Source organism: Nocardia sp. NPDC047654 (genome assembly GCF_043205035.1).
GTDB lineage: Bacteria > Actinomycetota > Actinomycetes > Mycobacteriales > Mycobacteriaceae > Nocardia.
Genome location: NZ_JBIDDF010000003.1, coordinates 443,307 through 465,383, shown reverse-complemented (window position 1 = coordinate 465,383; position 22,077 = coordinate 443,307). Strand labels below are relative to the sequence as shown.

The 22,077-nt window shown below is 68.7% G+C and carries 24 protein-coding genes; 11 read left to right on the top strand and 13 right to left on the bottom strand.

The window, feature by feature from the left end:
• Positions 1-2: 2 nt before the first annotated feature.
• Entirely contained in the window at positions 3-500 is a 498-nt protein-coding gene (locus ACGF7Y_RS15410) for a GNAT family N-acetyltransferase (protein ID WP_393233891.1), read from the bottom strand.
• 196 nt (positions 501-696) lie between these two features.
• Positions 697-1,263 (bottom strand): DUF4245 domain-containing protein, encoded by a 567-nt coding sequence (locus ACGF7Y_RS15405; RefSeq protein WP_040869587.1) that lies wholly within the window; start codon positions 1,261-1,263, stop codon positions 697-699.
• A 130-nt stretch (positions 1,264-1,393) separates the two neighbouring features.
• Here ACGF7Y_RS15405 and glpX point away from each other — a divergent pair, with 130 nt between their 5' ends.
• Together glpX and ACGF7Y_RS15395 are read left to right on the top strand one after the other, a co-directional pair.
• Positions 1,394-2,437 (top strand): class II fructose-bisphosphatase, encoded by a 1,044-nt coding sequence (glpX, locus tag ACGF7Y_RS15400; RefSeq protein ID WP_062972466.1) that lies wholly within the window; start codon positions 1,394-1,396, stop codon positions 2,435-2,437.
• 713 nt (positions 2,438-3,150) lie between these two features.
• Positions 3,151-4,554 carry a class II fumarate hydratase gene (locus tag ACGF7Y_RS15395; RefSeq protein ID WP_393233889.1) on the top strand — a complete coding sequence of 468 codons (1,404 nt, stop codon included), beginning with the start codon at positions 3,151-3,153 and terminating at the stop codon, positions 4,552-4,554.
• Between the two features lie 273 nt (positions 4,555-4,827).
• On the opposite strand, the gene ACGF7Y_RS15390 is transcribed toward ACGF7Y_RS15395, so the two are convergent.
• The 4 genes from ACGF7Y_RS15390 to ACGF7Y_RS15375 all read right to left on the bottom strand — a co-directional run bounded on the left by ACGF7Y_RS15390 (position 4,828) and on the right by ACGF7Y_RS15375 (position 8,620).
• Entirely contained in the window at positions 4,828-5,685 is an 858-nt protein-coding gene (locus ACGF7Y_RS15390) for an acyl-ACP desaturase (protein ID WP_357121752.1), read from the bottom strand.
• 122 nt (positions 5,686-5,807) lie between these two features.
• On the bottom strand, positions 5,808-6,410 hold the full coding sequence (locus ACGF7Y_RS15385) for an LGFP repeat-containing protein (RefSeq protein ID WP_393233886.1): 603 nt from the start codon (positions 6,408-6,410) through the stop codon (positions 5,808-5,810).
• A 189-nt stretch (positions 6,411-6,599) separates the two neighbouring features.
• Positions 6,600-7,985, bottom strand: a complete 1,386-nt coding sequence (locus ACGF7Y_RS15380; protein WP_357036043.1) for a PhoH family protein — start codon at positions 7,983-7,985, stop codon at positions 6,600-6,602.
• A 266-nt stretch (positions 7,986-8,251) separates the two neighbouring features.
• Positions 8,252-8,620 (bottom strand): DUF488 domain-containing protein, encoded by a 369-nt coding sequence (locus ACGF7Y_RS15375; protein ID WP_393233882.1) that lies wholly within the window; start codon positions 8,618-8,620, stop codon positions 8,252-8,254.
• Positions 8,621-8,706: 86 nt separating this feature from the next.
• Here ACGF7Y_RS15375 and ACGF7Y_RS15370 point away from each other — a divergent pair, with 86 nt between their 5' ends.
• Positions 8,707-8,979: a hypothetical protein gene (locus ACGF7Y_RS15370; protein ID WP_358213085.1), complete on the top strand. Its 273-nt coding sequence runs from the start codon at positions 8,707-8,709 to the stop codon at positions 8,977-8,979.
• 7 nt (positions 8,980-8,986) lie between these two features.
• Here the strand turns inward: ACGF7Y_RS15370 and ACGF7Y_RS15365 are convergent, their stop codons facing one another.
• Positions 8,987-9,409, bottom strand: a complete 423-nt coding sequence (locus ACGF7Y_RS15365) for a limonene-1,2-epoxide hydrolase family protein (protein ID WP_393233879.1) — start codon at positions 9,407-9,409, stop codon at positions 8,987-8,989.
• A 23-nt stretch (positions 9,410-9,432) separates the two neighbouring features.
• The gene (locus ACGF7Y_RS15360) at positions 9,433-10,149 is read right to left on the bottom strand and encodes a TetR/AcrR family transcriptional regulator (protein WP_393233877.1); all 717 of its coding nucleotides are present in this window, start codon (positions 10,147-10,149) and stop codon (positions 9,433-9,435) included.
• 111 nt (positions 10,150-10,260) lie between these two features.
• On the opposite strand from ACGF7Y_RS15360, the gene ACGF7Y_RS15355 reads away from it, so the two are divergent.
• From ACGF7Y_RS15355 to ACGF7Y_RS15335, 5 genes are all read left to right on the top strand, one after another.
• Positions 10,261-11,457, top strand: coding sequence for an FAD-dependent monooxygenase (locus tag ACGF7Y_RS15355; protein ID WP_393233874.1), 1,197 nt, complete (start codon positions 10,261-10,263; stop codon positions 11,455-11,457).
• A gap of 199 nt (positions 11,458-11,656) precedes the next feature.
• Positions 11,657-12,043 (top strand): hypothetical protein, encoded by a 387-nt coding sequence (locus tag ACGF7Y_RS15350; RefSeq protein ID WP_393233871.1) that lies wholly within the window; start codon positions 11,657-11,659, stop codon positions 12,041-12,043.
• Positions 12,040-12,621, top strand: coding sequence for a DUF3558 domain-containing protein (locus ACGF7Y_RS15345; protein ID WP_393233868.1), 582 nt, complete (start codon positions 12,040-12,042; stop codon positions 12,619-12,621). The genes ACGF7Y_RS15350 and ACGF7Y_RS15345 overlap by 4 nt, the downstream gene beginning before the upstream one ends.
• Before the next feature lie 18 nt (positions 12,622-12,639).
• Entirely contained in the window at positions 12,640-13,836 is a 1,197-nt protein-coding gene (locus tag ACGF7Y_RS15340; protein ID WP_393233865.1) for a hypothetical protein, read from the top strand.
• Complete coding sequence (locus ACGF7Y_RS15335; RefSeq protein WP_393233863.1) at positions 13,833-14,573, top strand: ESX secretion-associated protein EspG; 741 nt, start codon at positions 13,833-13,835, stop codon at positions 14,571-14,573. Before ACGF7Y_RS15340 ends, ACGF7Y_RS15335 begins: the two co-directional genes overlap by 4 nt.
• A 122-nt stretch (positions 14,574-14,695) precedes the next feature.
• Here ACGF7Y_RS15335 and glyA read toward each other — a convergent pair whose 3' ends face one another.
• Both glyA and ACGF7Y_RS15325 read right to left on the bottom strand, forming a co-directional pair.
• On the bottom strand, positions 14,696-15,991 hold the full coding sequence (gene glyA / locus ACGF7Y_RS15330; protein WP_393233861.1) for a serine hydroxymethyltransferase: 1,296 nt from the start codon (positions 15,989-15,991) through the stop codon (positions 14,696-14,698).
• A gap of 115 nt (positions 15,992-16,106) precedes the next feature.
• Complete coding sequence (locus ACGF7Y_RS15325; protein WP_393233858.1) at positions 16,107-16,685, bottom strand: TetR/AcrR family transcriptional regulator; 579 nt, start codon at positions 16,683-16,685, stop codon at positions 16,107-16,109.
• 94 nt (positions 16,686-16,779) lie between these two features.
• Between ACGF7Y_RS15325 and ACGF7Y_RS15320 the strand changes: the two genes are divergently transcribed.
• A complete protein-coding gene (locus ACGF7Y_RS15320) occupies positions 16,780-17,238 on the top strand; it encodes a PaaI family thioesterase (protein ID WP_393233855.1) in 459 nt (152 codons plus the stop codon).
• Between the two features lie 165 nt (positions 17,239-17,403).
• Here the strand turns inward: ACGF7Y_RS15320 and ACGF7Y_RS15315 are convergent, their stop codons facing one another.
• The gene (locus tag ACGF7Y_RS15315; protein ID WP_393233852.1) at positions 17,404-18,603 is read right to left on the bottom strand and encodes a DUF885 domain-containing protein; all 1,200 of its coding nucleotides are present in this window, start codon (positions 18,601-18,603) and stop codon (positions 17,404-17,406) included.
• 181 nt (positions 18,604-18,784) lie between these two features.
• Here ACGF7Y_RS15315 and coaA point away from each other — a divergent pair, with 181 nt between their 5' ends.
• Positions 18,785-19,717 carry a type I pantothenate kinase gene (gene coaA / locus ACGF7Y_RS15310; RefSeq protein ID WP_393233850.1) on the top strand — a complete coding sequence of 311 codons (933 nt, stop codon included), beginning with the start codon at positions 18,785-18,787 and terminating at the stop codon, positions 19,715-19,717.
• A 6-nt stretch (positions 19,718-19,723) separates the two neighbouring features.
• Here the strand turns inward: coaA and ACGF7Y_RS15305 are convergent, their stop codons facing one another.
• Both ACGF7Y_RS15305 and ACGF7Y_RS15300 read right to left on the bottom strand, forming a co-directional pair.
• Positions 19,724-20,323: a hypothetical protein gene (locus tag ACGF7Y_RS15305; RefSeq protein ID WP_393233848.1), complete on the bottom strand. Its 600-nt coding sequence runs from the start codon at positions 20,321-20,323 to the stop codon at positions 19,724-19,726.
• A gap of 61 nt (positions 20,324-20,384) precedes the next feature.
• The gene (locus ACGF7Y_RS15300) at positions 20,385-21,164 is read right to left on the bottom strand and encodes an isoprenyl transferase (protein ID WP_062972490.1); all 780 of its coding nucleotides are present in this window, start codon (positions 21,162-21,164) and stop codon (positions 20,385-20,387) included.
• A 261-nt stretch (positions 21,165-21,425) separates the two neighbouring features.
• Here ACGF7Y_RS15300 and ACGF7Y_RS15295 point away from each other — a divergent pair, with 261 nt between their 5' ends.
• Positions 21,426-22,064, top strand: coding sequence for a hemolysin III family protein (locus ACGF7Y_RS15295; protein ID WP_393234015.1), 639 nt, complete (start codon positions 21,426-21,428; stop codon positions 22,062-22,064).
• The last annotated feature ends 13 nt before the right edge of the window (positions 22,065-22,077 follow it).

The window sequence follows — 22,077 nt, the reverse complement described above, 5'->3', positions numbered from 1 at the left end:
GCTTACCGCGGTGCGGCCGCTACCCGGAACCGCGCGACGCCGTCCGCGGTGCTCACCTGCTCGAACCCGGCTTTCTCCAGCACACGCACCGACGGCGGATTGGACAACTCCACGTCGGCGCGCACCACGCGGACGCCCGGCGCGGTGAACGCGTGCGCCGTCAGCGCGGCGGTTGCCTCGGTCGCGTAACCACGACCGCGCCGCGAGGCGACGATGCCGTACCCGATCTCCAGCTCACCGTCGGTGGGCGGCCAGAACAGCCCGATCGATCCGACGACGAGCCCACTCGATCGTTCGACGATCAGCCGGTGCCCGAAGGATCCGAGCCAGTCCGAATGCTCGGCGAGCAGGCCGGCGATGACGCGATCGCCCTCGGCCGGGAAATCCGCCGCCCACGCGGCCCGACGCTGGTCGTCGAGCACGGCGGCCGCCGCATCGACGGTCCACAACCGCAGGATCAGGCGTTCGGTGAGCAGATCGGAGGAAAGGAGAACAGACACGTGACACTCCTGGTCATCGAGAAGAGACCGGTTCGCGTCGGCGCGTCTGCGAAAGAATCAGGGGCGCCCGAACCGGCGAAGGACATGCGAAATACAGCTGACGACAGCCATATTCATCGACCTCCGAGATCCGGTTCGGCACGTGTCTCGTACCGCGGCAAACTTAACGGTCGCGCGCGACCGAAGGCAAGCGTGTTCAGGGCTTCAGTGGTTGCGCCGCGGCGATCGCCTGGGCGAGCGTGGTGAACGCCGCCTGATTGCCCGCGCCGGTGATCAGCACGCGGGACTGGCCGAGGTCGGTGATCCACGCGGTCTCCGAGCCCTGCTCGGCGTAGACGATCCACTTCTGCGCGCCGACCTGCTCGGTACCGCTGGCGTACCGGGACCCGAGCACGAACCGGGCCAGCGCCTCCTCGGTGGCGTTGCTCTGGCTGAAACGCATGTAGGTGCCCTGCGGCGTGATGTAGCCGACCGTGCTGACCGGTCCGCCGCCATTGCCGCCGATGGACTCGCGGCTGCCGGAATTCGGCGTCCATTCCGCGGGCAGGTCCGGGTTGCGGATCGGGAACGGCAGGGATCGAGCGTCGGCGGTGAGCGCCGCCCGCGCGTCGAAGTGCGGGATCTGCCCCTGCGTCGGACCGTTCGCCGCGAAACTGCACTGGCTGGCCAACCCCGCGAAAACCAGCGCGATCAACACCAACGGGATCAGCGACCAGAACAGATCCCGGTAGTCGTTCAGGATGCGTGGCTTTTGGTACGACACGCTCCCAGTATCCACTCGGACGGCGACGCCGCCTCGCGCACCCCGACGCCGCCGAGCAGGGGTGTACGCCCGTGCCACATCGAATGAGACAATTGACCGGTACGTACCGACGCACAGGAGGCACCCCGCAATGACGGCAACTTCTCCCACACCTAGCCGCCGCGAGGCGCCCGACCGCAACCTCGCACTCGAGCTGGTCCGCGTGACCGAGGCCGGGGCGATGGCCGCGGGCCGGTGGGTCGGACGCGGTGACAAGGAGGGGGGCGACGGCGCCGCCGTCGACGCCATGCGGCAGCTGGTCAGCTCGGTGTCCATGCGCGGCATCGTCGTCATCGGCGAGGGCGAGAAGGACGAGGCGCCCATGCTGTACAACGGCGAGGCCGTCGGCGACGGCACCGGCCCCGAAGTGGACTTCGCGGTGGATCCCATCGACGGCACCACGCTGATGTCCAAGGGCGTCCCCGGCGCGATCTCGGTGCTCGCGGTCGCCGAGCGCGGCGCCATGTTCGATCCGTCCGCGGTGTTCTACATGCACAAGATCGCCGTCGGCCCCGATGCCGCCGATGTGATCGATATCTCGGCTCCGATCGGCGAGAACATCAGCCGGGTCGCCAAGGCCAAGAACTCCTCGAAGTCCGACCTGACCGTCTGCATCCTGGACCGCCCCCGGCACGCCGAGCTGATCCAGCAGGTGCGCGACGCGGGCGCCCGCATCCGCCTGATCTCCGACGGCGACGTCGCGGGGGCCATCGCCGCGGCTCGCCCGGAATCCGGCACCGACATCCTGGTCGGCATCGGCGGCACGCCCGAGGGCATCATCGCCGCCGCCGCGATCCGCTGTATGGGCGGTGAGTTGCAGGGCATGCTCGCGCCGAAGGACGACGAGGAGCGGCAGAAGGCCATCGACGCCGGCCACGACCTCGACCGCGTGCTCACCACCGAGGACCTCGTCTCCGGCGAGAACGTCTTCTTCTGCGCCACCGGCGTCACCGACGGCGACCTGCTGCGCGGCGTGCGCTACTACGGCGGCGGCGCCTCCACCCAGTCGATCGTGATGCGCTCGAAGTCCGGCACGGTCCGCATGATCGACGCCTACCACCGCCTGACCAAGCTGCGCGAATACTCCTCGGTCGATTTCATCGGCGACGAACACGCGGTCCCGCCGCTGCCGTGATTTTTTTCCAGCGCCTGCGGCGCTGGGTGTTCGCGGCCCCTTTGTGGCTCGCGTGTGCGTGACCACCGCTTGCGACTTCGTCGCGGACGCGGTGGCCACGCACACGCGAGCCGGGCCGCGAACGGAACATGCTCGCCGTCACCCTGCTCGAGGCCGACGTGCGGCCGATCCGGCCGTGGGAACGGCCGCCCGCCTGCTCGGTCTCGCTTCGCTCGGAACCGGGGGTGGGCCGCGACACCCCGTGTGCGTGATTTCGCTGTCCGGGGCGAAACAGCTGTCCAGGGCAATCCCGCGTGCAAATCGGAGCGCGCGCGGCGTCCCTGCGGCGAGCCCGCGAAGCGGCTACTCGGACTCCAGCCGGGCCGCGAGCGGACATTGCTCGGTCCCGTCCCTGTATGCCAGGCGACGGATCACTATCGGAGTGCTCGCAGCCCTGCTTGCCAACCGAGGTAGTGCACAGCCATGCACAGGCGATTCGGTCCGCTCGGTTCGAGGCTCGCGAGTCGGGGCCGAATAAGCACTTGGCGCTGCCACCGCAGCAGCTCAGGGTTTGTCGTTTTCACCTGTACGACAGTGGGCACGGCGTTCAGGTAGTGGGTGGCGCGGGCAGCCGGAGGGCGGTTCGTATTCCCGAGCGCGGGGCGGCGGGGGTGTGCGAATGACCTCAGGCGTGGCTGCCCCATGGGCAGCGGCCGCGGCATAGGGTCGGGATCATGAGCGAGGAGACGCAGTATCGCATCGAGCACGACACCATGGGCGAGGTCCGGGTTCCGGTGGACGCTTTGTGGCGGGCGCAGACCCAGCGGGCCGTGGAGAACTTCCCGATCAGCGGACGCGGCTTGGAGCGGGCGCAGATTCGAGCGCTCGGCCTGCTGAAGGCCGCGTGTGCCACGGTGAACCGTGACCTGGGTCTGCTCGATCCCGCGAAGGCCGATGCGATCATCGCCGCGGCGAACGAGATCGCAGAGGGCAGGCACGACGGCCAGTTCCCGATCGACGTCTTCCAAACCGGCTCCGGTACCAGCTCCAACATGAACGCCAACGAGGTGATCGCTTCGCTGGCCAAGGCCAACGGCGTCACGGTCCACCCGAACGACGACGTGAACATGTCCCAGTCGTCCAACGACACCTTCCCCACCGCAACGCATCTCGCCGCCACCGAAGCGGTCATCACCGACCTGGTTCCCGCGCTGGAGCATCTGCGGCTGGCGCTGCTGGACAAGTCGACGGAGTGGCGCACCGTGGTGAAGTCCGGTCGCACGCACCTGATGGACGCCGTCCCGGTGACCCTCGGCCAGGAGTTCGGCGGCTACACCCGCCAGGTCGCGGCGGGCATCGACCGCATCATGGCGACGCTGCCGCGGCTCGGCGAGCTGCCGATCGGCGGAACGGCGGTCGGCACCGGACTGAACGCGCCGGAGGGCTTCGGCGCGAAGGTCGTCGCGGAACTCGTGCGCTCCACCGGCATCGATGCGTTGCGCGAGGCCGAGGACCACTTCGAGGCGCAGGCCGCGCGCGACGGGCTGGTCGAGGCATCCGGCGCGCTCCGCACGATCGCGGTGAGCCTGACCAAGATCGCCAACGACATCCGCTGGATGGGCTCGGGCCCGCTCACCGGATTGGCCGAGCTCCAACTGCCGGATCTGCAACCGGGCAGCTCGATCATGCCCGGCAAGGTCAACCCGGTGCTCCCCGAGGCGGTGACCCAGGTCGGCGCGCAGGTGATCGGCAACGATGCCGCGGTCGCCTTCGCCGGCGCGAACGGCGCGTTCGAACTGAACGTGTACATCCCGGTGATGGCGCGCAACTTGCTGGAGTCGATTCGCCTGCTGGCCAACGTCGCCCGCCTGTTCGCGGACAAGTGCGTGCGCGGCCTGGTCGCCAATGTCGAGCACCTGCGCATGCTCGCGGAGTCCTCCCCCTCGATCGTCACGCCGCTGAACTCCGCGATCGGCTACGAGGAGGCGGCCGCGGTCGCGAAGGAAGCGCTGCGCGAGAAGAAGACCATTCGCCAGACCGTCATCGATCGCGGCTTGCTGGACGAGAAGCTGACCGAGGAGGAACTCGACCGCCGCCTCGACGTGCTGGCCATGGCGAAGGTGAAAGAACAGGACTGACGGAACGGGACTACGGAACCGGCCTCGTCGCCGCGCGAGGCGGGATCTCCGCCGGCCATCAGGAGCGAGGAACCGGGAATCCTGTCTCGTCCCCACCGCTGAGCGTCGGAGCGATGCCAGAGGAGTCGCGTCCCAGCAAGCCGCGCGGAAACGAACGCCACCTCGGGAAACCGGGGGTTTGCCGAGGTGGCGTTCGACGGGAGAATTCCGAACTCCGACCGGGCGACCCGACCGCGAGCGCGGAAGGGAGCGCCCGTGGGCCGGGACGGCGGGTCAGTCGCGCAGGCGCGAGAGTTCCTCGCGCGCCAGCTCGCCGTCCGGGCCCAAGTCGGTGCGGGTGAAGATGTTCCACCGCCGCAGCAGCGGGGCGAAGACCAGCTCGTCCTCCTTGGCACGGTCGTAGATGCCCGCCTCGGCGAGCACCTCGTCGCTGCTGCGGCCGTTCGGCAGCGTCACCGTGGGGACCTCGAAACCGGCGACCCGGTCGGCGATGGCCCGCACGGTCTGGTCGGGCGCCAGATCCAGGGCGGCGGCGACCAGGTCGGCGAAGAACACCGATTGCAGTTCGTCGTCCAGCGCGATGCGCTCGGCGATGGCGGTCACGAGGGGGTTCTCGCCGAGCGCCGCGGTGTTGCGATGCCGGACCGCGCTGGCGGCCTCCTCGAACGCGCAGTTCGCCAGCACGTCCAGCAAGTGCATCGCCGGGCGGCGGAAGCCCTTGGTCATGTGCTCCATGCGCAACCGCTCCAGTTCGACCGGGTCGACGGCCCTGGTCACCATGAGGTAGTTGCGGATGGTGATCTCGTGGCGGTTCTCCTCGGCCGTCCAGCGGCCGACCCAGCGCCACCACGCGCCGGTGCGCAGGTACTTGCCGATCTCCCGGTGGTAGGAGGGCAGGTTGTCGGCGATCAGCACCGAGACGGTCAGCGCCAGCTTGGCGGTTTCGCTGAGCTCGGACTGCTCCGGCGCCCAGTCGGTACCGCCGAGGAAGGCGAAGTTGCGGCCGTCGTCCCACGGGACGAGGTCGTGTGGCTGCCACCCGTCGGCGACATCGATGTGCTTACGCAGCAGCAGTTCTACGTCCACCGCGAGCGATTCGAGCAATTCGCGATCGGTCAGGAGAGTTTGCACCGAGATAACCTAGCGGCTTGGCCCGCGTAGCGGGGGCGGATGGATGGGATTCATAGGTAACCGGAACCGGAGGCACGGCAACCGGGACCGCACCGCGATCCCGGACGCCGTACATCTGGTTCCTACTTGGGCGTGACGGTGATAGTACCGTTCACCCAGGTGATGGTGCCGCCGCTGAAGTCGCTCTGCTTGCCACCGGGGATGTCCTTCTCGTCGCTGACAGGGTAACCGAGCTGCCCCTGCGCACCGCCGTTGTCTTCCCACGCCTTGCGGATCTCGCCCCAGACTACGTGCGGATCGCCGTCCTTGGCCTCGTAGATCGTGCCGCCCGCGAAGTCCTGGTACTCCCCGTCCTCGGGGCCCTTCTCCTCCGCCTCCAGCGGAAGACCGAGCGTGCCGGTCGGGCCACCGAGCTGCGTGTACTTCTCGTAGATATCGCCGTCGACGGCGATCTCGCCGCCCGGCGTGGCGATCTTGGTGCCTTCCGCGCTCGCGCCCGTGGTGGCCGTCGCGCCCGTGGTGCCGGTCGACTCCTCTCCGGTGCGCGTCGGGCTCCCGGTGCCGCTGCCGGGGCTCATCATCGAGGTGACCATGCCGGTCATACTGGCCATACCGCTCTTGACGCTGTCGCCTTTGTCGTCATCGTCGCCGCAGCCGGCCAAGACCAGCCCTGCCGCGGCGAGCACTGCGGTGAATCCAGCCGTTCGTCGAGCGAAGTGGTGCATGTCCATCCTCTCGCTGTGGGCTACCGGCACACCACGTACTCCGTGACGACGCCGCACATAGCCTCGGCCGATTGTCAGGCGATGACCCGGTGACCGACAGGCGGTCACCGGGTCATACCGAACAGCTATCGCGGCGGATGATACCCACCGGATATGCCGTGAAACACAGCGTGCGACGGCCGTGCGGGATCAGGCGTTCGGGCCGTACTCCTCCAGCATCTCGGTGACCAGCGCCGCGATCGGCGATCGCTCGCTACGGGTCAGCGTGATGTGCGCGAAAAGCGGGTGACCTTTCAGCTTCTCGACCACCGCCGCGACACCGTCGTGCCTGCCGACACGCAGGTTGTCGCGCTGGGCCACGTCGTGGGTGAGCACCACCCGCGAGCCGGTTCCCAGGCGGCTGAGCACCGTGAGCAGCACGTTCCGCTCCAGTGACTGGGCCTCGTCCACGATCACGAAGGAGTCGTGCAGCGACCGCCCGCGAATGTGGGTCAGCGGCAACACCTCCAGCATGTCGCGGCTGAGCACCTCCTCCATCACCTCGCGGCTGGCCAGCCCGTCGAGCGTGTCGAAGACCGCCTGGGCCCACGGGCCCATCTTCTCGCTCTCGGTGCCGGGCAGGTAGCCCAGCTCCTGGCCGCCCACCGCGTAGAGCGGACGGAAGACGACCACCTTGCGCTGCGTCCGCCGTTCCAGCACCGCCTCCAGGCCCGCGGTCAACGCCAGCGCCGACTTGCCGGTACCCGCTCGGCCACCCAGCGAGACGATGCCGACGCTCTCGTCCAGCAGCAGGTCGAGCGCGATGCGCTGCTCGGCGGAACGGCCGTGCAACCCGAACGCCTCGCGTTCGCGCACCAGCTGCACCCGCTTGTCCGGCGTGACCCGGCCCAGCGCACTGGAGCTGACGCCGAGCAACCGAACGCCGGTGTGGCAGGGCAGCTCTCGCGCTTCGTCCAGATCGATCACCGATTCGGCGTAGAGCTGATCGATGCGCGCGGTGCTGACATCGAGTTCCACCATGCCGGACCAGCCGGAGGTCACCACGTCCTGGGCGTGGTACTCGTCGGCGTGCAAGCCCACCGCACTCGCCTTCACCCGCAGCGGGATGTCCTTGGACACCAACACCACCTCGCGGCCCTCGGCCGCGAGGTTGAGCGCACAGGCCAGGATCCGGGAGTCGTTGGTGTCGGTGCGGAAGCCGACCGGAAGGACCGCGGGATCGGTGTGGTTCAGTTCCACCTGCAACGTGCCGCCCTCGGTGCCGATCGGCACCTGCTGATCGAGCCTGCCGTACTGCAGGCGCAGATCGTCCAGATTGCGCAGGGCTTCTCGCGCGAACCAGCCCAGTTCGTGATGGTGCCTTTTGGCTTCGAGTTCACTGATGACCACCAGGGGTAATACCACGTCGTGTTCGCCGAACCGCGTGAAGGACCAAGGATCCGACAGCAGGACGGACGTGTCGATGACGAAGGTTGTGCCGGCTGATTGCGAGGGGCGGGCCCCCTTCGCGGCGGCTCCGCCTTTCGCGGAGCTGGAGTTCGCCGAGGGAGCGGAAACGGAGCGTGCAGCAGTCACGGTGGGCTCCTCTGTGTTCGCGCGGCAGTCGCACGAACGATCTCGCTGGACCGGTCCGTCCTGATGGACCCGACGTTGCCGTCAGGTGCCACGAGGGCCGGGTCCCGGCCCCCTCGTACTGAGTAGCTCAGTCACGGTCAGGACCTCCCGTACGAGCCACACCGCCGCGGCCCGCACACCCGACGCTACCTCCGATTACCATGTCCGCGCTCGGGGACCGGGAGGCGTGTCCGTGAACTTGTCGTAAACCGGCACGTCGCGGCTATTCACCGCAGCACGTCCAGCAGCACCGGAACATGGCTGTGTGCCGGATCCTGTACGGCCGTGAGCAATGTGACCGGACCTTCGGCGGCGAGGTCCCGCAAATCCCGCAAATCTTGCTGAACTTCCGGAGCGGCGAGCTCGGCACGGTAGCGGCGGGCGAATTCCGCGCCTCGCGCGTCCCGGTCGGCGTGGAACCAGCGCCGCAACTCGGTGGAGGGGGTGAGGTCCTTGGGCCAGCGATCGACCCGCGCTTGCGCTTTGGTGATCCCCCTCGGCCAGAGTCGATCGACCAGCATCCGGGCGCCGTCGTCCGGGTCCGGGCTGTCGTAGACGCGCTTGACGCGGAAGCCGGGCTGCGGTTGCGGGGTCATAGCAGTCATCGCAGCACGGGGTTCGAGCGGCTACAGGATTCGCCACGCCGTCGCTGTCGGCCGATTCGACGGATAGAGTCGCTGGTATGTCCGGTAACGAGGATTTGGAGAAGCTGTCGTCGAAGGAGCTGCACGACCGGGCGATGAGGCTCGCCGTGCGACGCGGTGATGTGAAGTTCCTGTGGCGGTTGCTCACGTCGATCCCGGCGGCGGAAGCCGCCGCGGGCAATGTCGGCGAGAGCGAGGCGGACATCAAGTACGTGCTGCCGATGCTCGACGACTACGTCCACGCGGGTGACGGCGCGGTCGCCGAGGTGTTGCGGCCGGTATACCTGGACTACTTGGCCCAGCACTCCTGAGGCCGGGTCAGCCGCGGGTGAGCGCGGCCCGCCAGAGGCCGGCGGCGGTGCCGCGCAGGAAGTTCCCCCAGCTGAAGTGGTCGTGCCACAGGATGATTCGGCCGTCGCGCAGTTCGAACGTGCCGGTGACCCAGAAACCGACCCGCACCGGCCCGAAGCGCAGGTAATCGGTGCGGTCGGTGAGTACGACGTCGCCGTCGGCCGCGATGTGATGCAGGTCCACCCCGAAGCCGATCGAATCGCGGCTCAGGCCGCGCAGCACGCCGCCGACGCGGCGGATGCCGCGCAGGTCGGGCAGCGAGGTGTTCTTCCAGACGATGTCCGGGTGCAGCAGGTCGATCGCCTCCTCGGCGGCGCCCATCTCCAGCGCGGCGAAGAACTCCCGCACGGTGGTGATCGAGTCCTGTCTCAGGTCGGGTTCGTCGGTCATGGTCCGAGCGTAGGCCGCGCCGGTCATCCGCGGCGCGCGATGAGCACGGCCAGTCCGTCCAGAATGCGCGCGATGCCGAATCTCAGCGCACCCGCCCCTCCCGCGACCGCGCCTTCCTCGGCGAACGCGGCGGCCGCGGCCGGGTATCGTTCGGCCGCGGCCGCCACCATCTCGGCGAACTGCCCCGCGACCTGTTTCTCGAACTCCTCGGCGTCCGCCATCCGCACCTGCTGCGCCAGGCTGCGGGCGTGCCCGGTCAACAGGACGATGGTGTCCAGGCGTTCGGCGGTGGTGAGCCCGGTCCCGGCGAGCGCGCCCAGCGCGGCTTCCATCCAGGCCAGCTCGTTCGGGCCGATCGGACGCATGCCCACCAACGCTTCCAGCGACCAGGGATGAGCGCGGAAGCGTTCGTAGATCGTCTCGCACCACACGGCCAGCAGATCCCGCCAAGCGTCCTGCGACGCCTCCGCGCCCGCGCTCATCTCCGGCGGCGCGCCCAGCGCCGTGTCCAGCATCAGCGCGACGAGTTCGGCCTTGCCGGGCACGTAGCGGTACAGCGACATCTTCGTGAAGCCGAGCCGTTCGGCCAGCCGCTGCATGGACAGGTGCGCCAGTCCTTCGGCATCGGCCAGCTCGATGGCCTCCGCGACGATCCGCTCCAAGGACAGCGCTGGTTTGGGGCCCCGCTTGGGGCGCTGACCGGTGCCCCAGAGCAATTCGAGTGCGGTCGGTGTCGGCATGCCCGAAATCCTTCCGGAGAACGTCTTGACGTGAAACTGTGTCCACCATACTCTTATTCGAGTCCTGCGGATACAGTTTCCATTGGACGCAGATTTTGACGGGAGCTCATCATGCGCAACACCACCGTGCTCATCTCCGGCGCCGGCGTCGCCGGACCCGCGCTGGCCTACTGGCTGCGCCATTACGGGTTCGCGGTCACCGTGGTGGAGCGCGCTCCGGCGCTGCGCCCCGGGGGCCAGGCGATCGACTTCAAGGGCCGTACCCACCGCACGGTGCTGGAGCGGATGGGCGTGCTGAAGGACATCGAGCAACGCAGGACGGGCACCACCGACACCGTGTTCGTGGACGAGCAGGGCGCCCGGCTGGCCCTGATGTCGGGCGAATTCACCGGCGGCGACGTCGAGATCCTGCGCGGCGACCTGGCCGAGATCTTCTACCGGCGCACGGCAGACCACTGCGAATACCTGTTCGGCGATTCGATCACCGCGCTCACCGAGAACGCGGACGGCGTCGACGTCGAGTTCGAGCACGCGGACGCCCGCACCTTCGACCTCGTCTTCGGCGCCGACGGCATCCACTCGCGGGTCCGCAGGCTGGCGTTCGGCCCCTCGCGCGACTTCGTGAAATATCTGGGTTACTACTACGCCGTCGCGGGCGCCAGCCCATGGAGCGGCAAGACCACCGGGCCACGCGAGCGGGTGACCGCGCACGCCCACAACGCTCCCGGACGACTCGCGATCAGCGGCGGCCCGAAGGCACAGCAGATGTACATGTTCGCCTCCCCCGAACTCGACTACGACCGGGACGACAGCGCCGCCCAGCGCCGCATCCTCGCGGAGACCTACGCCGAGGTGGGCTGGGAAGTACCGCGGATGCTCACCGAGCTGGCCGGATTCGACGACTTCTACATGGACACGATCAGCCAGGTGCGCATGCCGGACGGATACACCAAGGGACGTATCGCGCTGGTCGGCGACGCCGGATACGGAAACACGCTCGGCGGCTTCGGCACCGGGCTCGCCGTCGTTGGCGCGTACGTCATCGCGGGCGAGCTGGCATCGGCCGGCGGCGATCACACCGTGGCGTTCGCCCGCTACGACGAGATCATGAAGCGCTACGCGAAGATCGCGGGCAACAGCAACACCGGTCGTTTCCTGGCGCCCAAGACCGCGCGCGGCATCAGGATGCGCAACTGGTTCCTCGGTTCCCGGCTGTTCGCGCTGATGACGAAATACAGCGACAACGCCGCCAACGACATCGATCTGAAGGACTACCCCGCACTGGTCGGCGCGGCGAACGCGCGCTGAGCATTCGTCAGCGGCCTTGACAACGATCGGATCGGCCGCGCCCATCGGGATTCGGCACAACCTCCCAGTTCGGAACCGTCGCGCCGCCGACGACGAGCGGCACGACGGGGCGCACCGAGAAGTCGGCTGTGTTTCGATGGAACCGGAGTGCGGCGGGACGCGTCTATAAGGTCAGACGGCACTGACGGAAGGGGCGGCGATGGCGGACAGCCCGTTTCCCGGGTACATCGAAGCTGCGAAAACCGGGGCGCTGCGGGTACGGATGGACCCGCAAGGGTTCGTGGAGATCGACCAGGCGTGCCAGGAGTTGATCGACGCGCTCGTGGCAGCGCAAACCGACGCTCGCGAACTCGGCGAGCGGCAGCACTGGGGTCTGGGGGAGGACGATTCGAAGCTGACCTCCGCCGTCGAGTTGGTGCGACTGTTCCGCGAGAAAGCTTTCGGCGGCCCGAACAACGCGTTCGACACACTGACCGAGTACATCTCCGTGGCGCAGGAAATCCGATCCATGTTCCAGTCCATCCGCGATGGCTACGTTCGGACCGATACGGAATTCGCGGCGGCGGTGCGGGAGCTCAGCGTATGAAGGCCGGTACAGGCGTTGTGGCAACCCGGTTCGTCGCGGGAGCGGTAGGACTCGTCCTGCTCGCCGGATGCGGCGACGGGACGACACGGAGCGAACCGGCGACGTCGACCACCGGCCCGACCGGTTCCGGCCCGGGCACATCGACCGAGGCGAATGCACAGTCCGCGTTCGATCCCTGCACCGCGCTGACGCCCCAGTTTCTCGCGGAGCGGCAGTGGGACTCGAGGCCCCCGGAACCCAGACAGGACAGCCAAGGCGGCATCACCTGGAAGGGATGCCGTTACGTCGCACGGACTGGATACGGATTCGTCGTCGAGACCACCAACGGCACCCTCGACCAGGTTCGCAGCAAATACCCCTCCGCCGTAGACGTTTCCACAGTGGATCGGAGAGCTGTGCGCTACGAAGCCCGTCCGGACGTACCCGGTGGCTGCACGATCAACGTCGAGATGAGGTCCGGCTCGCTCTACATCCTGACGAATGTTCCGCAGACGTCGGCGAACAAGAACCTCGTCGCCTGCGATATCGCCACCGATATCGCCCGAGCAATCGCACCACTGCTGCCCGCGGGCAGCTGACCACCGGGGGAAGCGATCATGAGACAGACCGACGGCCGCGCGATCACCAATCCGGAGAACGCGCACAGTTTCTCGCACGCGGAGATCAAGCAGGCCGCCGACGCGATGAATCCGGCCGGGCTCGAAGGGGCGTTCGCGGCGTGGTCGGCCATCGCGGCGGCGGTCACGAACGCGGGGCAGCGGTTCGAGAACGCGATCAAGAACGCGGTGGAACAGAACTGGGAGGGCGCGGCGGCCGACAGCGCGGTGCGCGGCGTGCGGGACTACGCGGCGCGGGTGGGCGAACTCGGCGAGGCCCTCGGCGCGCAGAGCCTGCCACTGTCGGCGGCAGCGGACGCGGCGGCCAAATTCAAGGCGTCGGTGCCGGAATTGGTGGACGCCTCGGCAGGCGCGGCGAATGCCGAACAGCGCAACTCGCGTGAGGAACAGGCCCGCGACGAGATGAACACCCAGTACATCCAGCCGTACGGGGCGACCGCTCCGGCCATTCCCACGCTGCCGCCACCGGTGGGTCCCGCCGCCACGACGCCGACGGGGATCGAGACGGGCACCGGTACGGCTGTGAACTCCGACGTGGGTGCACAGCCGGTGGACGCCGACCGCCCCACCGACACCTCTTCCTCCAGTGAGGAGCCTTCATCCGAAGGCACCGCCTCGGCCGATGCCGTGGAGGAGGAAGGCACCTCGGACGAGCCTGCGCCGCCGGCGGCGGAGGATACCTCGGAAACGACCACGCCACAGGCCGTCGCACAAGGCCAGGACACGGCGACCACCGCACCGGTCTCCGCTACGAGCGCACAGACGACGACAACCTCGGGCACGCCGTTCGTGTCCACGACGACGCCGCCTACCAGCGCACCCGCCGCCGTCGTCCCCACAGCGTTCGACGGCAGACCGAACGGCACACCGGCCCGGCCGGGCACGCCCGGTGCGGCCGGAACTCCCGGCGTCGCGGACAACGAGGCGCGGTCGGGCACTTCACGCCCTGCCCAACCCACTGGCCCCGGGGCGGCGAATCCGCAGACCACCACGGCGGGACGCCCGGCAGCGCCCGGCGGCGCGGGGTACTCGGGCATGGTCCCACCGGGGCTGCGCGGCAGACGCACGGACGACGACGAGCACAAGTCGCCGAAGTACCTGCGCACCGAGGAACACGCGAAGGAGTTGCTCGGCGAAGTGCAACCGACCGTGCCGCCCGCATTGGGCGAGAAATGACGGCGCAGTGGTCGCTGTCGGCCGAGCAGTTCGCCGCGGCCTGGTTCGGCACGGGGCTGGATCGCATGCCGTTCCCATTCCGATTCACCAGCCGGTTCCCCGGCCTGCACGAGTACCGGGAGTATCAACGGCAGTTCCGCGCCGAGCTGGGCCGCGACGAGCGTCTGCCCCTGCGCAGCGCGATCACCACGCTCGCCGGTCCCGACTGGCGCATCGAACTGTTCGGTCACGACAACACGCGCGAGGGCGTCGAACTGCGCGCCGTCGCCGCTGGGACGCGCACCGGATCCGGTGTGCTCGCCGTGCAGACGCCGGGCCCGGACGGCGGCCGAGTCCGGTTGCGCCGCTACCGAACCGATCAGCTCGCCACCGAATTGGCGCGCTTGCTCCCGGACACCCCGGCCGGAACGGTCGGCGAGAAGAGCTTCCTGCTCGACGACCTGAACGACGATCGCCCCGATGTGTTCGGAAACGCGCCGGCCAGTCAGGCCAAGGAACGCTACCGGCGTTTCTGGCGGCAATCGTGCACCACTCGCGGGACCGCGGTCGTGCTACTCGGCCCGCGCAACGCCGAACCGCTGCGCACCGGCCGCCTCCGCTGGATCGATACGCCCGATGGCCGCTACTGCGAGGTGCCCGCCAACCGCGCTCTGATGATCCGCCCCGGCACCAGCGCCGACATCACCCGATACCTGGACGAGTCGATCGTGCGGGCCAAGGCGCGCCTGGACCGGTGATACCGACCGCCGCGCCCGCTCGGCCCCAGCGGCGACGAGTCGCGGCTTTTCCCGAGAAGGGGCCTCTGGGCTGTGCCTGTGCCACTCGCGGTTCACCTCGCGCCGCTGCGCGGAAACCGGCGTCAGCCCAGCAGGCGCCACTCCTCGAGGCCGTCGTACAGCGGAACGTCCTGCGCCAGCTTGCTCACCCGGGCGCGCAGTGCGTCCAGGTCGGCGTTGCCGGCCAGCGCGCTCGCGATGATGTCGGCGACCTCGGCGAACTCGGTGTCGCCGAAGCCACGGGTGGCCAGGGCGGCGGTGCCGATCCGCAGGCCGGAGGTGACCATCGGGGGCCGCGGGTCGAACGGAACGGCGTTGCGGTTCACGGTGATACCGATCTCGTGCAGCAGGTCCTCGCCCTGCTGGCCGTCGAGTTCGGAGTTGCGCAGGTCGACCAGCACCAGGTGCACGTCGGTGCCGCCGGTGAGCACGCTGACGCCCTTGTCCTTGACGTCGGCGGCGGTGAGCCGCTCGGCCAGGATCTTCGCGCCCGACAGGGTGCGTTCCTGACGGTTCTTGAACTCCTCGCCCGCGGCGATCTTGAAGGCGACGGCCTTGGCGGCGATGGCGTGCATGAGCGGACCGCCCTGCTGGCCCGGGAACACCGCGCTGTTCAGCTTTTTCGCGTACTCCTGCTTGGCCAGGATGAGGCCGGAGCGCGGACCGCCGAGGGTCTTGTGCACGGTGGAGGACACCACGTCGGCGTAGGGCACCGGCGAGGGGTGCAGACCGGCGGCGACCAGGCCCGCGAAGTGCGCCATGTCCACCCACAGGTACGCGCCGACCTCGTCGGCGATCGAGCGGAACGCCGCGAAGTCCTGATGGCGCGGGTAGGCCGACCAGCCCGCCACGATCACCTTCGGACGCGCCTGCAGGGCGATCTCGCGCACCTCGTCCATGTCGACGCGGTGGTCTTCCTTGCTCACTCCGTAGGAGTGCACCTCGTAGAGCTTGCCGGAGAAGTTCAGGCGCATGCCGTGGGTCAGGTGACCGCCGTGCGCGAGGTCGAGACCGAGCAGCTTGTCGCCCGGGTCCATCAGCGACATCAGCACCGCGGCGTTGGCCTGCGCGCCGGAGTGCGGCTGCACGTTGGCGAATTCGGCGCCGAACAATTCCTTGGCGCGGTCGCGCGCCAGGGTCTCCACCACGTCGACGTGCTCGCAGCCGCCGTAGTAGCGCCGCCCCGGGTAACCCTCGGCGTACTTGTTGGTGAGCACGCTGCCCTGCGCCTGCAGCACCGCGCGCGGCACGAAGTTCTCCGAGGCGATCATCTCGAGCGTGTCGCGTTCGCGGGCGAGCTCGCCTGCCATCGCGGCAGCGAGCTCCGGATCGAGCTCACCGAGAGACTGGGAATTGACAGAGGCGGTCGTCTGCGTCACGACCTCAGTCTATGGGCCGCGGGCCCGGCCCTCGAGCAGGGGGTTCACCCCGTCGGCGCGTCGTGCGGTACGGCCGTGACGTGCGACACTCCCCGCGCGCGCCGCCGCACCATGGTCAGCGGGAGTCGTCGTCCTGCGGGAGGTAGCTCTCCAACAGCACCGCGAGATGCCTCTGCGCGTCTTCCAGCGGGCGCGTGGACTTCATGGCCCGCGCCTGGATGATGGCTCCCTCCATCGCGCTGAACGCGAAACTGCTGAACGAGCGCGCGTCGGCGGCGGTCATGCCCGCCGAGACCAGCGCAGCGCCGAGCCGCTCGTGCCAGGCGGCGAACACCTCTCCCGCGGCCGCCTGCACCCGGGGCTCGGACTCGGCCAGCGCCGCCCCGACGACCGGGCACCCGGCGCGATAGCCGGTCTTGCGCAGCGCGGGCACCCACCAACCGAGCAGCGAATCGAACCAGCGGCGCGGCGGCGCGGCGGTGACCTTGTCGATCACCTCGCCGATCCGCGCGCCCGCCACCCGGGTGGCGGTCTCGACCAGCTCGCTCTTCCCCGCCGGGAAGTGCTGGTAGAGCGAGTTGCGTGAGGCGTTGCTGCGTTCCAGCAGGGTGGCCAGTCCCGCGGCGTGCACACCCTGCTCGCGGACCAGTTCGATGGCGCTTTCGATCAGCCTGGCGCGCGGCCCTGCGGTCATGCGAACTCCTTACTCGAGGGTTGCGTGAACCGATCGGTCCATGTTGCAATCATCCCAGATGTGGACCGATCGGTTCATCGAAAGGATGGGATTGATGTCCGAAGCCACGGTCGACCCGGCGCAACTGTCCGGTCTCGAACTCCTGCGCACCGCGATGAGCCGGACGGATCGCCCGCCGTTCATCGGCGATCTGCTCGGCATGGAGGTCGACGAACTCGAACACGGCAAGGTGGTCTTCGCGCTGCGCACCCGGCCCGACTTCGCCAACCCGCTCGGGACCACCCACGGCGGCATCTGCGCGACCCTGCTCGACTCGGTGATGGGCTGCGCGGTGCACACCACGCTGGAGCCCGGCGTCGGGTACACGACGCTGGAGCTGAAGATCAACTACATCCGGGCCGTGCCCACCGGCGGACAGCGCCTCACCGCCACCGGCACCACGATCCACGTCGGGCGCACCACCGCGACCGCCGAGGGACGGGTGGTCGACGAGCAGGGCCGCTTGGTCGCGCACGCCACCACCACCTGCGTCATCTTTCGCGCACAACAGTGACCCGACGAGCACTGCCATGGCCGCGCGAACACCGAGCGCCGCTGCGGGTGCCGGTCACCGCGTCGATCGACGAGGCGGACGCGTAGCCGATCTCGCAGCACGGCTACCGCTCCGGGTGGGCCCGCGACATCGCCGCCGACCCGGATGTTCCCGCCGGACACCGGCTCACGCGGCCGCGCGCAACGCTCCCGGCGTGAGCGGCTCGTCGAGCAGCCTGCGGAAGCGGTCGGCCCGGTCCTCGGCGTCGGACGCGCGATCGAGCCACCCGCCCAGCAGTCGGTACCCCTCGACGTAGGTGGAGATGTACGCCCGCCACAGCGGCGAGGACAGGAAGCGCAGCGACTGGCGCGCCCGCTCGGGCGTCGTCAGGTTCCATTTCTGCAAGAACTCCGCCACCTCGTCGTGCGACCGCCCCCGATCGTGCAGCAGCAGTGCGGCGTCCTGGCGCACGCTCAACAGCTTGGCGGAGGCGTTCGAAAGGCGTTCGGCTCGTTCGCCGTCGAAGCGCAGTCCCAGATCCGCGTAGATCTCCTGCGCCCACTTGCCCCAGCCGGGTCCGACGATCGAGCGCAGGGCCAGATCCGCGAGCCCCTCGGCCATCAGGCACTGCGGCGTGTTCACCAGGAACAGCGTCTGCTCGGCCTGCCCGGTGGCGACCAACCCGGCCTCCTTGCGGCAGTGCTCCGTGTGGTGCCCCGGGTAGGACTCGTGCGCGATCAGCTGCGGCAGGTGCGCCATGTGCTGCTTCAGGTCGGAATTGATCGCGACCCGGGAGTGGTAGTTGCCCAGGTAGTAGTTGAACCCGGACCACGGCTTGTCCCCGACCACCTCGTAGGTGACGTGCTCGTGGTCGGGCAGCGGGTAGCGGGCGCGGACCAACTCGCGCAGCGCGCCGGAGAACGCCTCGACGCAGACCTGTAGGCGCTCGGGCGGGATCTCATCGGCCTTGCGGTGCGCGGCCACCCGTTCGGCCAGCGGGCCGTCCCCCGCGAGCACCTCGTCCATCTGGCGGTGCGCGTCGCGGTAGTCGTCCACGTCGCCGGGTGCGATATCGACGTCGAAGTAGGCGCTGACCTCCTCGACGAACCCGATGTCGTCCCCGGCGAACTTCCGCCCGGAACACTCCAGCGCGCGCAGGTGCACGTCGAGGAATTCGGCGCGCTGCGGCGCCAGCCCGGCCTCCGGCACCGCGGCACGCAACTCGGCGGCACGACGAGCCAGCTCACGCGGCTGCGGCGCGGGCGCGTTCTGCACCTCGCGGCGCAGTGCGGGGTCGCCGGTATAGGCGTCGACGAACCCTTCCTCCAGCCGGTCGAAGGCGAGGCCGAGCCGCAAGTATTCGGTCACGAGCGGGTGCGCATCCATGCCAGCCGACATTAGCGGTTCACACCTGGGTCATCGAGTCGGTTACCAACGGGTAGTGGTACCCCGCTCATCCCACGATGTTGACGCGGAGCAGAATTCGGCTATGCGGCGACAGCTAGACCGAATCTCACCGGATCCGCACCCGCACTGTGCGTGTTTGCCGAAATGGAGCGTCGGGTAAGTGGCACGAATGAGCGAGCCGAGTCCCTACGTGGAATTCGACCGGAAACAGTGGCGGACCCTGCGTAAATCGACTCCCCTGGTGCTCACCGAGGAAGAACTGATCGGCCTGCGCGGTCTCGGGGAACAGATCGATCTCGAGGAAGTCGCGGAGGTCTATCTTCCGCTCGCTCGTCTCATCCACCTGCAAGTGGCCGCCCGTCAGCGGCTGTTCGCCGCGACCGCGACCTTCCTCGGCGAAACCCATCCCGACCAGCAGGTGCCGTTCGTGATCGGCGTCGCGGGCAGTGTCGCGGTGGGCAAGTCGACCACCGCGCGCGTGTTGCAGGCGCTGCTGGCGCGCTGGGATCACCACCCGCGGGTCGACCTGGTCACCACCGACGGATTTCTCTATCCCACCGCGGAACTCACCCGGCGCGGCATCATGCACCGCAAGGGTTTCCCGGAGAGCTACGACCGCCGCAAGCTGCTGCGATTCGTCACCGAGGTGAAATCCGGTGCGGCCGAAGTCTGCGCACCGGTCTATTCGCACATCTCCTATGACATCGTGTCGGGCAAGCAGCACTGCGTGCGCCAGCCCGACATTCTGATCGTGGAGGGTTTGAACGTGTTGCAGACCGGTCCGCGCCTGATGGTCTCGGATCTGTTCGACTTCTCGATCTACGTCGACGCGCGTATCGAGGACATCGAGAAGTGGTACGTGCAACGGTTTCTCACCCTGCGCAACACCGCTTTCGCCGATCCGAACGCGCATTTCCACCACTACTCCCGATTCACCGACGAACAGGCCACCGCCGCCGCACAGGAGATCTGGAACAACACCAACCGGCCGAATCTGGTGGAGAACATTCTGCCCACCCGTCCGCGCGCCACCCTGGTGCTGCGCAAGGACGCCGATCACAGCATCAACCGGCTGCGGCTACGGAAATTGTGATTCCGCTTACAATTTCCACGCCTCGTCCAGGCGCCGGGCGACATCGATATCGAGGACCGCGGCGATGTGCGGCTTACGGATCTCGGCGGAGATGTAGCGGGCGACGAAACGCTTGATCTCGTGGTCGACGCTGGCGAGGATGCGCAGCAACTGCCCGCGCTTGGTGGCGGCGGCGACATCGACGCGCACGTCGGCCGGCCGCGGTTCGGCGATATCGATCACCACCCGCAGTGGCGCGGCCGTGCGCACCGTCAGGTGCAGGTGCACGGTGCCCTCGACGTGGAAGCGGTGCCGATCGACCGTCAAGTCCAGCAGCAGGTCGACCACGAGCGGGATGATCAGCTCGAACGCGATCGTCTCTTCGCCGTGACGGCGCAGCCGGGACGCGCCGAGCTGAACCTCCGCGGTCACCTTGGCCAGGCGGCCCGGCCCGACGCCGATCGGGCCGAAATCGAAGGCCGTGCCGGTCAACTGTGCGAACGCGCCGGAGATGCGCTCTTCCGAGGCGGCGTACTCCAGGAAGCGCCTACCGAACTCGGCATAGTCGATGAAGTCGCCCGCTTCGTGCCGGACGGCTTCGGCGGGCCGTTGGCCGAACGCGCTCATGAGACCGCACGGTACGCGAGAACGGTGGAGGTGGCGCAGATTCCACCGGGCCGAATTCGACTCAGACGCCGAAACGGCGATGGCGCGCGGCGAAGTCGCGCAGCGCCCGCAGGAAATCCACCCGGCGGAACTCCGGCCAATACGCCTCGGTGAACCATATCTCCGAGTATGCGCTCTGCCACAGCAGGAACCCGGACAGCCGCTGCTCGCCGGAGGTGCGAATGACCAGATCGGGGTCGGGCTGACCGGAGGTGTAGAGGTGCTGGCCGATGGCGTTCACGGTGATCGATTGGACCAGGTCCTCGCCGGTTTCGCCCGCGGCGATCTCCTGGCGGACCAGCGAGCGCACCGCGTCGGTGATCTCCTGCCTGCCGCCGTAGCCGACGGCGACATTGACGTGCACTCCGTCGCGGCCGTCGGTGCGCTCGGCCGCGGTGCGCAGCCGCTTGGCGATCAGCTCGGGGAAGCCGTCGAGCGAGCCGACGATGCGCACGCTCCAGTTCTGTTCCGGCGCCGACAGCTCCTCGACCACGTCGGTGATCACCTCGAACAGCGTCTCCAGTTCGTCGGGGTCGCGCTGCAGGTTCTCGGTGGACAGCAGGTAGACGGTCACCATCTCGATGCCCTCGGCCTCGCACCAGCCGACCAGCTCGGCGATCTTCAGCGCGCCGACCCGGTGGCCGTGACTGACGTCGGTGAAACCGTTCTCCCGCGCCCAGCGGCGATTGCCGTCACACATCACCGCGACGTGCCGGGGATGTTGTTTGCCGGCCAGCTGCCTGGACAGCCGGGCCTCGTAGATGCGATACGGCAGACCCCGCACCTGACTCGGAAGTTCCACGCGGGCAACCCTACGCCTCGGGGGCACGATCACGGCATCGACCGCGATAGGCCGGTAGAGTGGCCGGGAGCGCGCAAGTTACGGTTGCGTAGGTTACTGACGGGTTAGCCGGCTCGTCGATACCAGGTCCGGCGCGCGGCCGCGAACAGACTCGTCCGGCTGCCCCTCGAGGAGGTACTCGTGTCCGAATCGGTCGGCGCCACCCACCCGGCACCGGTCCCGCCGGTCCCCGGCTCGGCGGGCGAAGCCCTCGCCGAGTCGTTGGTCAAGCCGCGCATGCGGGGCTGGATCCATACCTGGGCCGTCGGCGTCGCGGCGATCGCGGCGACCGTGCTGATCGCCACCGCCGCGACGATCTCGGCGACCGCGGGATGGTCGACGCTGGTCTACGGGCTCACCGTGTGCGGGCTGTTCGGCGTCAGCGCCGTCTACCACAGGGTGACCTGGCCGACCGCTCGCGCTCGCATCCGGATGAAGCGAGCCGACCACTCGATGATCTTCCTGTTCATCGCGGGCAGCTACACCCCCTTCGCCCTGCTCGGCCTGCCCGGAGGCACCGGACAGACCCTGCTGGCCGTGGTCTGGGCGGGCGCGCTGGCCGGAGTGGCGCTGAAACTCCTCTGGCCGACCGCGCCCCGCTGGGTGGGCGTTCCGCTGTATCTGCTGCTCGGCTGGGCCATCGTGCCGGTGGCCGGACAGCTGAACAACCAGATCGGCATCGCGCCGTTGATTCTGCTGCTCATCGGTGGCCTTCTCTACAGCGGCGGCGCGATCCTCTACGCCACCAAGTGGCCGAACCCGTGGCCGGACGTCTTCGGCCACCACGAGTTCTTCCACGCGGCCACGGTGCTCGCGGCACTGACCCATTACGCGGCGGTCTGGCTCGTCGTCTTGCGCTGAGCGCATAGAGTCG

Excerpts from the sequence above, each read along its gene's own strand:
- ACGF7Y_RS15315 (WP_393233852.1), bottom strand. The coding sequence starts at position 18,603 with ATGGATGCGCACCCGCTCGTGACCGAATACTTGCGGCTCGGCCTCGCC.
- ACGF7Y_RS15365 (WP_393233879.1), bottom strand. The coding sequence starts at position 9,409 with ATGACCGACGAACCCGACCTGAGACAGGACTCGATCACCACCGTGCGG.
- ACGF7Y_RS15350 (WP_393233871.1), top strand. The coding sequence starts at position 11,657 with ATGGCGGACAGCCCGTTTCCCGGGTACATCGAAGCTGCGAAAACCGGG.
- ACGF7Y_RS15345 (WP_393233868.1), top strand. The coding sequence starts at position 12,040 with ATGAAGGCCGGTACAGGCGTTGTGGCAACCCGGTTCGTCGCGGGAGCG.
- ACGF7Y_RS15385 (WP_393233886.1), bottom strand. The coding sequence starts at position 6,410 with ATGCACCACTTCGCTCGACGAACGGCTGGATTCACCGCAGTGCTCGCC.
- ACGF7Y_RS15320 (WP_393233855.1), top strand. The coding sequence starts at position 16,780 with ATGTCCGAAGCCACGGTCGACCCGGCGCAACTGTCCGGTCTCGAACTC.
- ACGF7Y_RS15335 (WP_393233863.1), top strand. The coding sequence starts at position 13,833 with ATGACGGCGCAGTGGTCGCTGTCGGCCGAGCAGTTCGCCGCGGCCTGG.
- ACGF7Y_RS15395 (WP_393233889.1), top strand. The coding sequence starts at position 3,151 with ATGAGCGAGGAGACGCAGTATCGCATCGAGCACGACACCATGGGCGAG.
- ACGF7Y_RS15305 (WP_393233848.1), bottom strand. The coding sequence starts at position 20,323 with ATGAGCGCGTTCGGCCAACGGCCCGCCGAAGCCGTCCGGCACGAAGCG.
- ACGF7Y_RS15360 (WP_393233877.1), bottom strand. The coding sequence starts at position 10,149 with ATGCCGACACCGACCGCACTCGAATTGCTCTGGGGCACCGGTCAGCGC.
- ACGF7Y_RS15370 (WP_358213085.1), top strand. The coding sequence starts at position 8,707 with ATGTCCGGTAACGAGGATTTGGAGAAGCTGTCGTCGAAGGAGCTGCAC.
- glpX (WP_062972466.1), top strand. The coding sequence starts at position 1,394 with ATGACGGCAACTTCTCCCACACCTAGCCGCCGCGAGGCGCCCGACCGC.
- ACGF7Y_RS15355 (WP_393233874.1), top strand. The coding sequence starts at position 10,261 with ATGCGCAACACCACCGTGCTCATCTCCGGCGCCGGCGTCGCCGGACCC.
- ACGF7Y_RS15325 (WP_393233858.1), bottom strand. The coding sequence starts at position 16,685 with ATGACCGCAGGGCCGCGCGCCAGGCTGATCGAAAGCGCCATCGAACTG.
- ACGF7Y_RS15375 (WP_393233882.1), bottom strand. The coding sequence starts at position 8,620 with ATGACCCCGCAACCGCAGCCCGGCTTCCGCGTCAAGCGCGTCTACGAC.
- ACGF7Y_RS15340 (WP_393233865.1), top strand. The coding sequence starts at position 12,640 with ATGAGACAGACCGACGGCCGCGCGATCACCAATCCGGAGAACGCGCAC.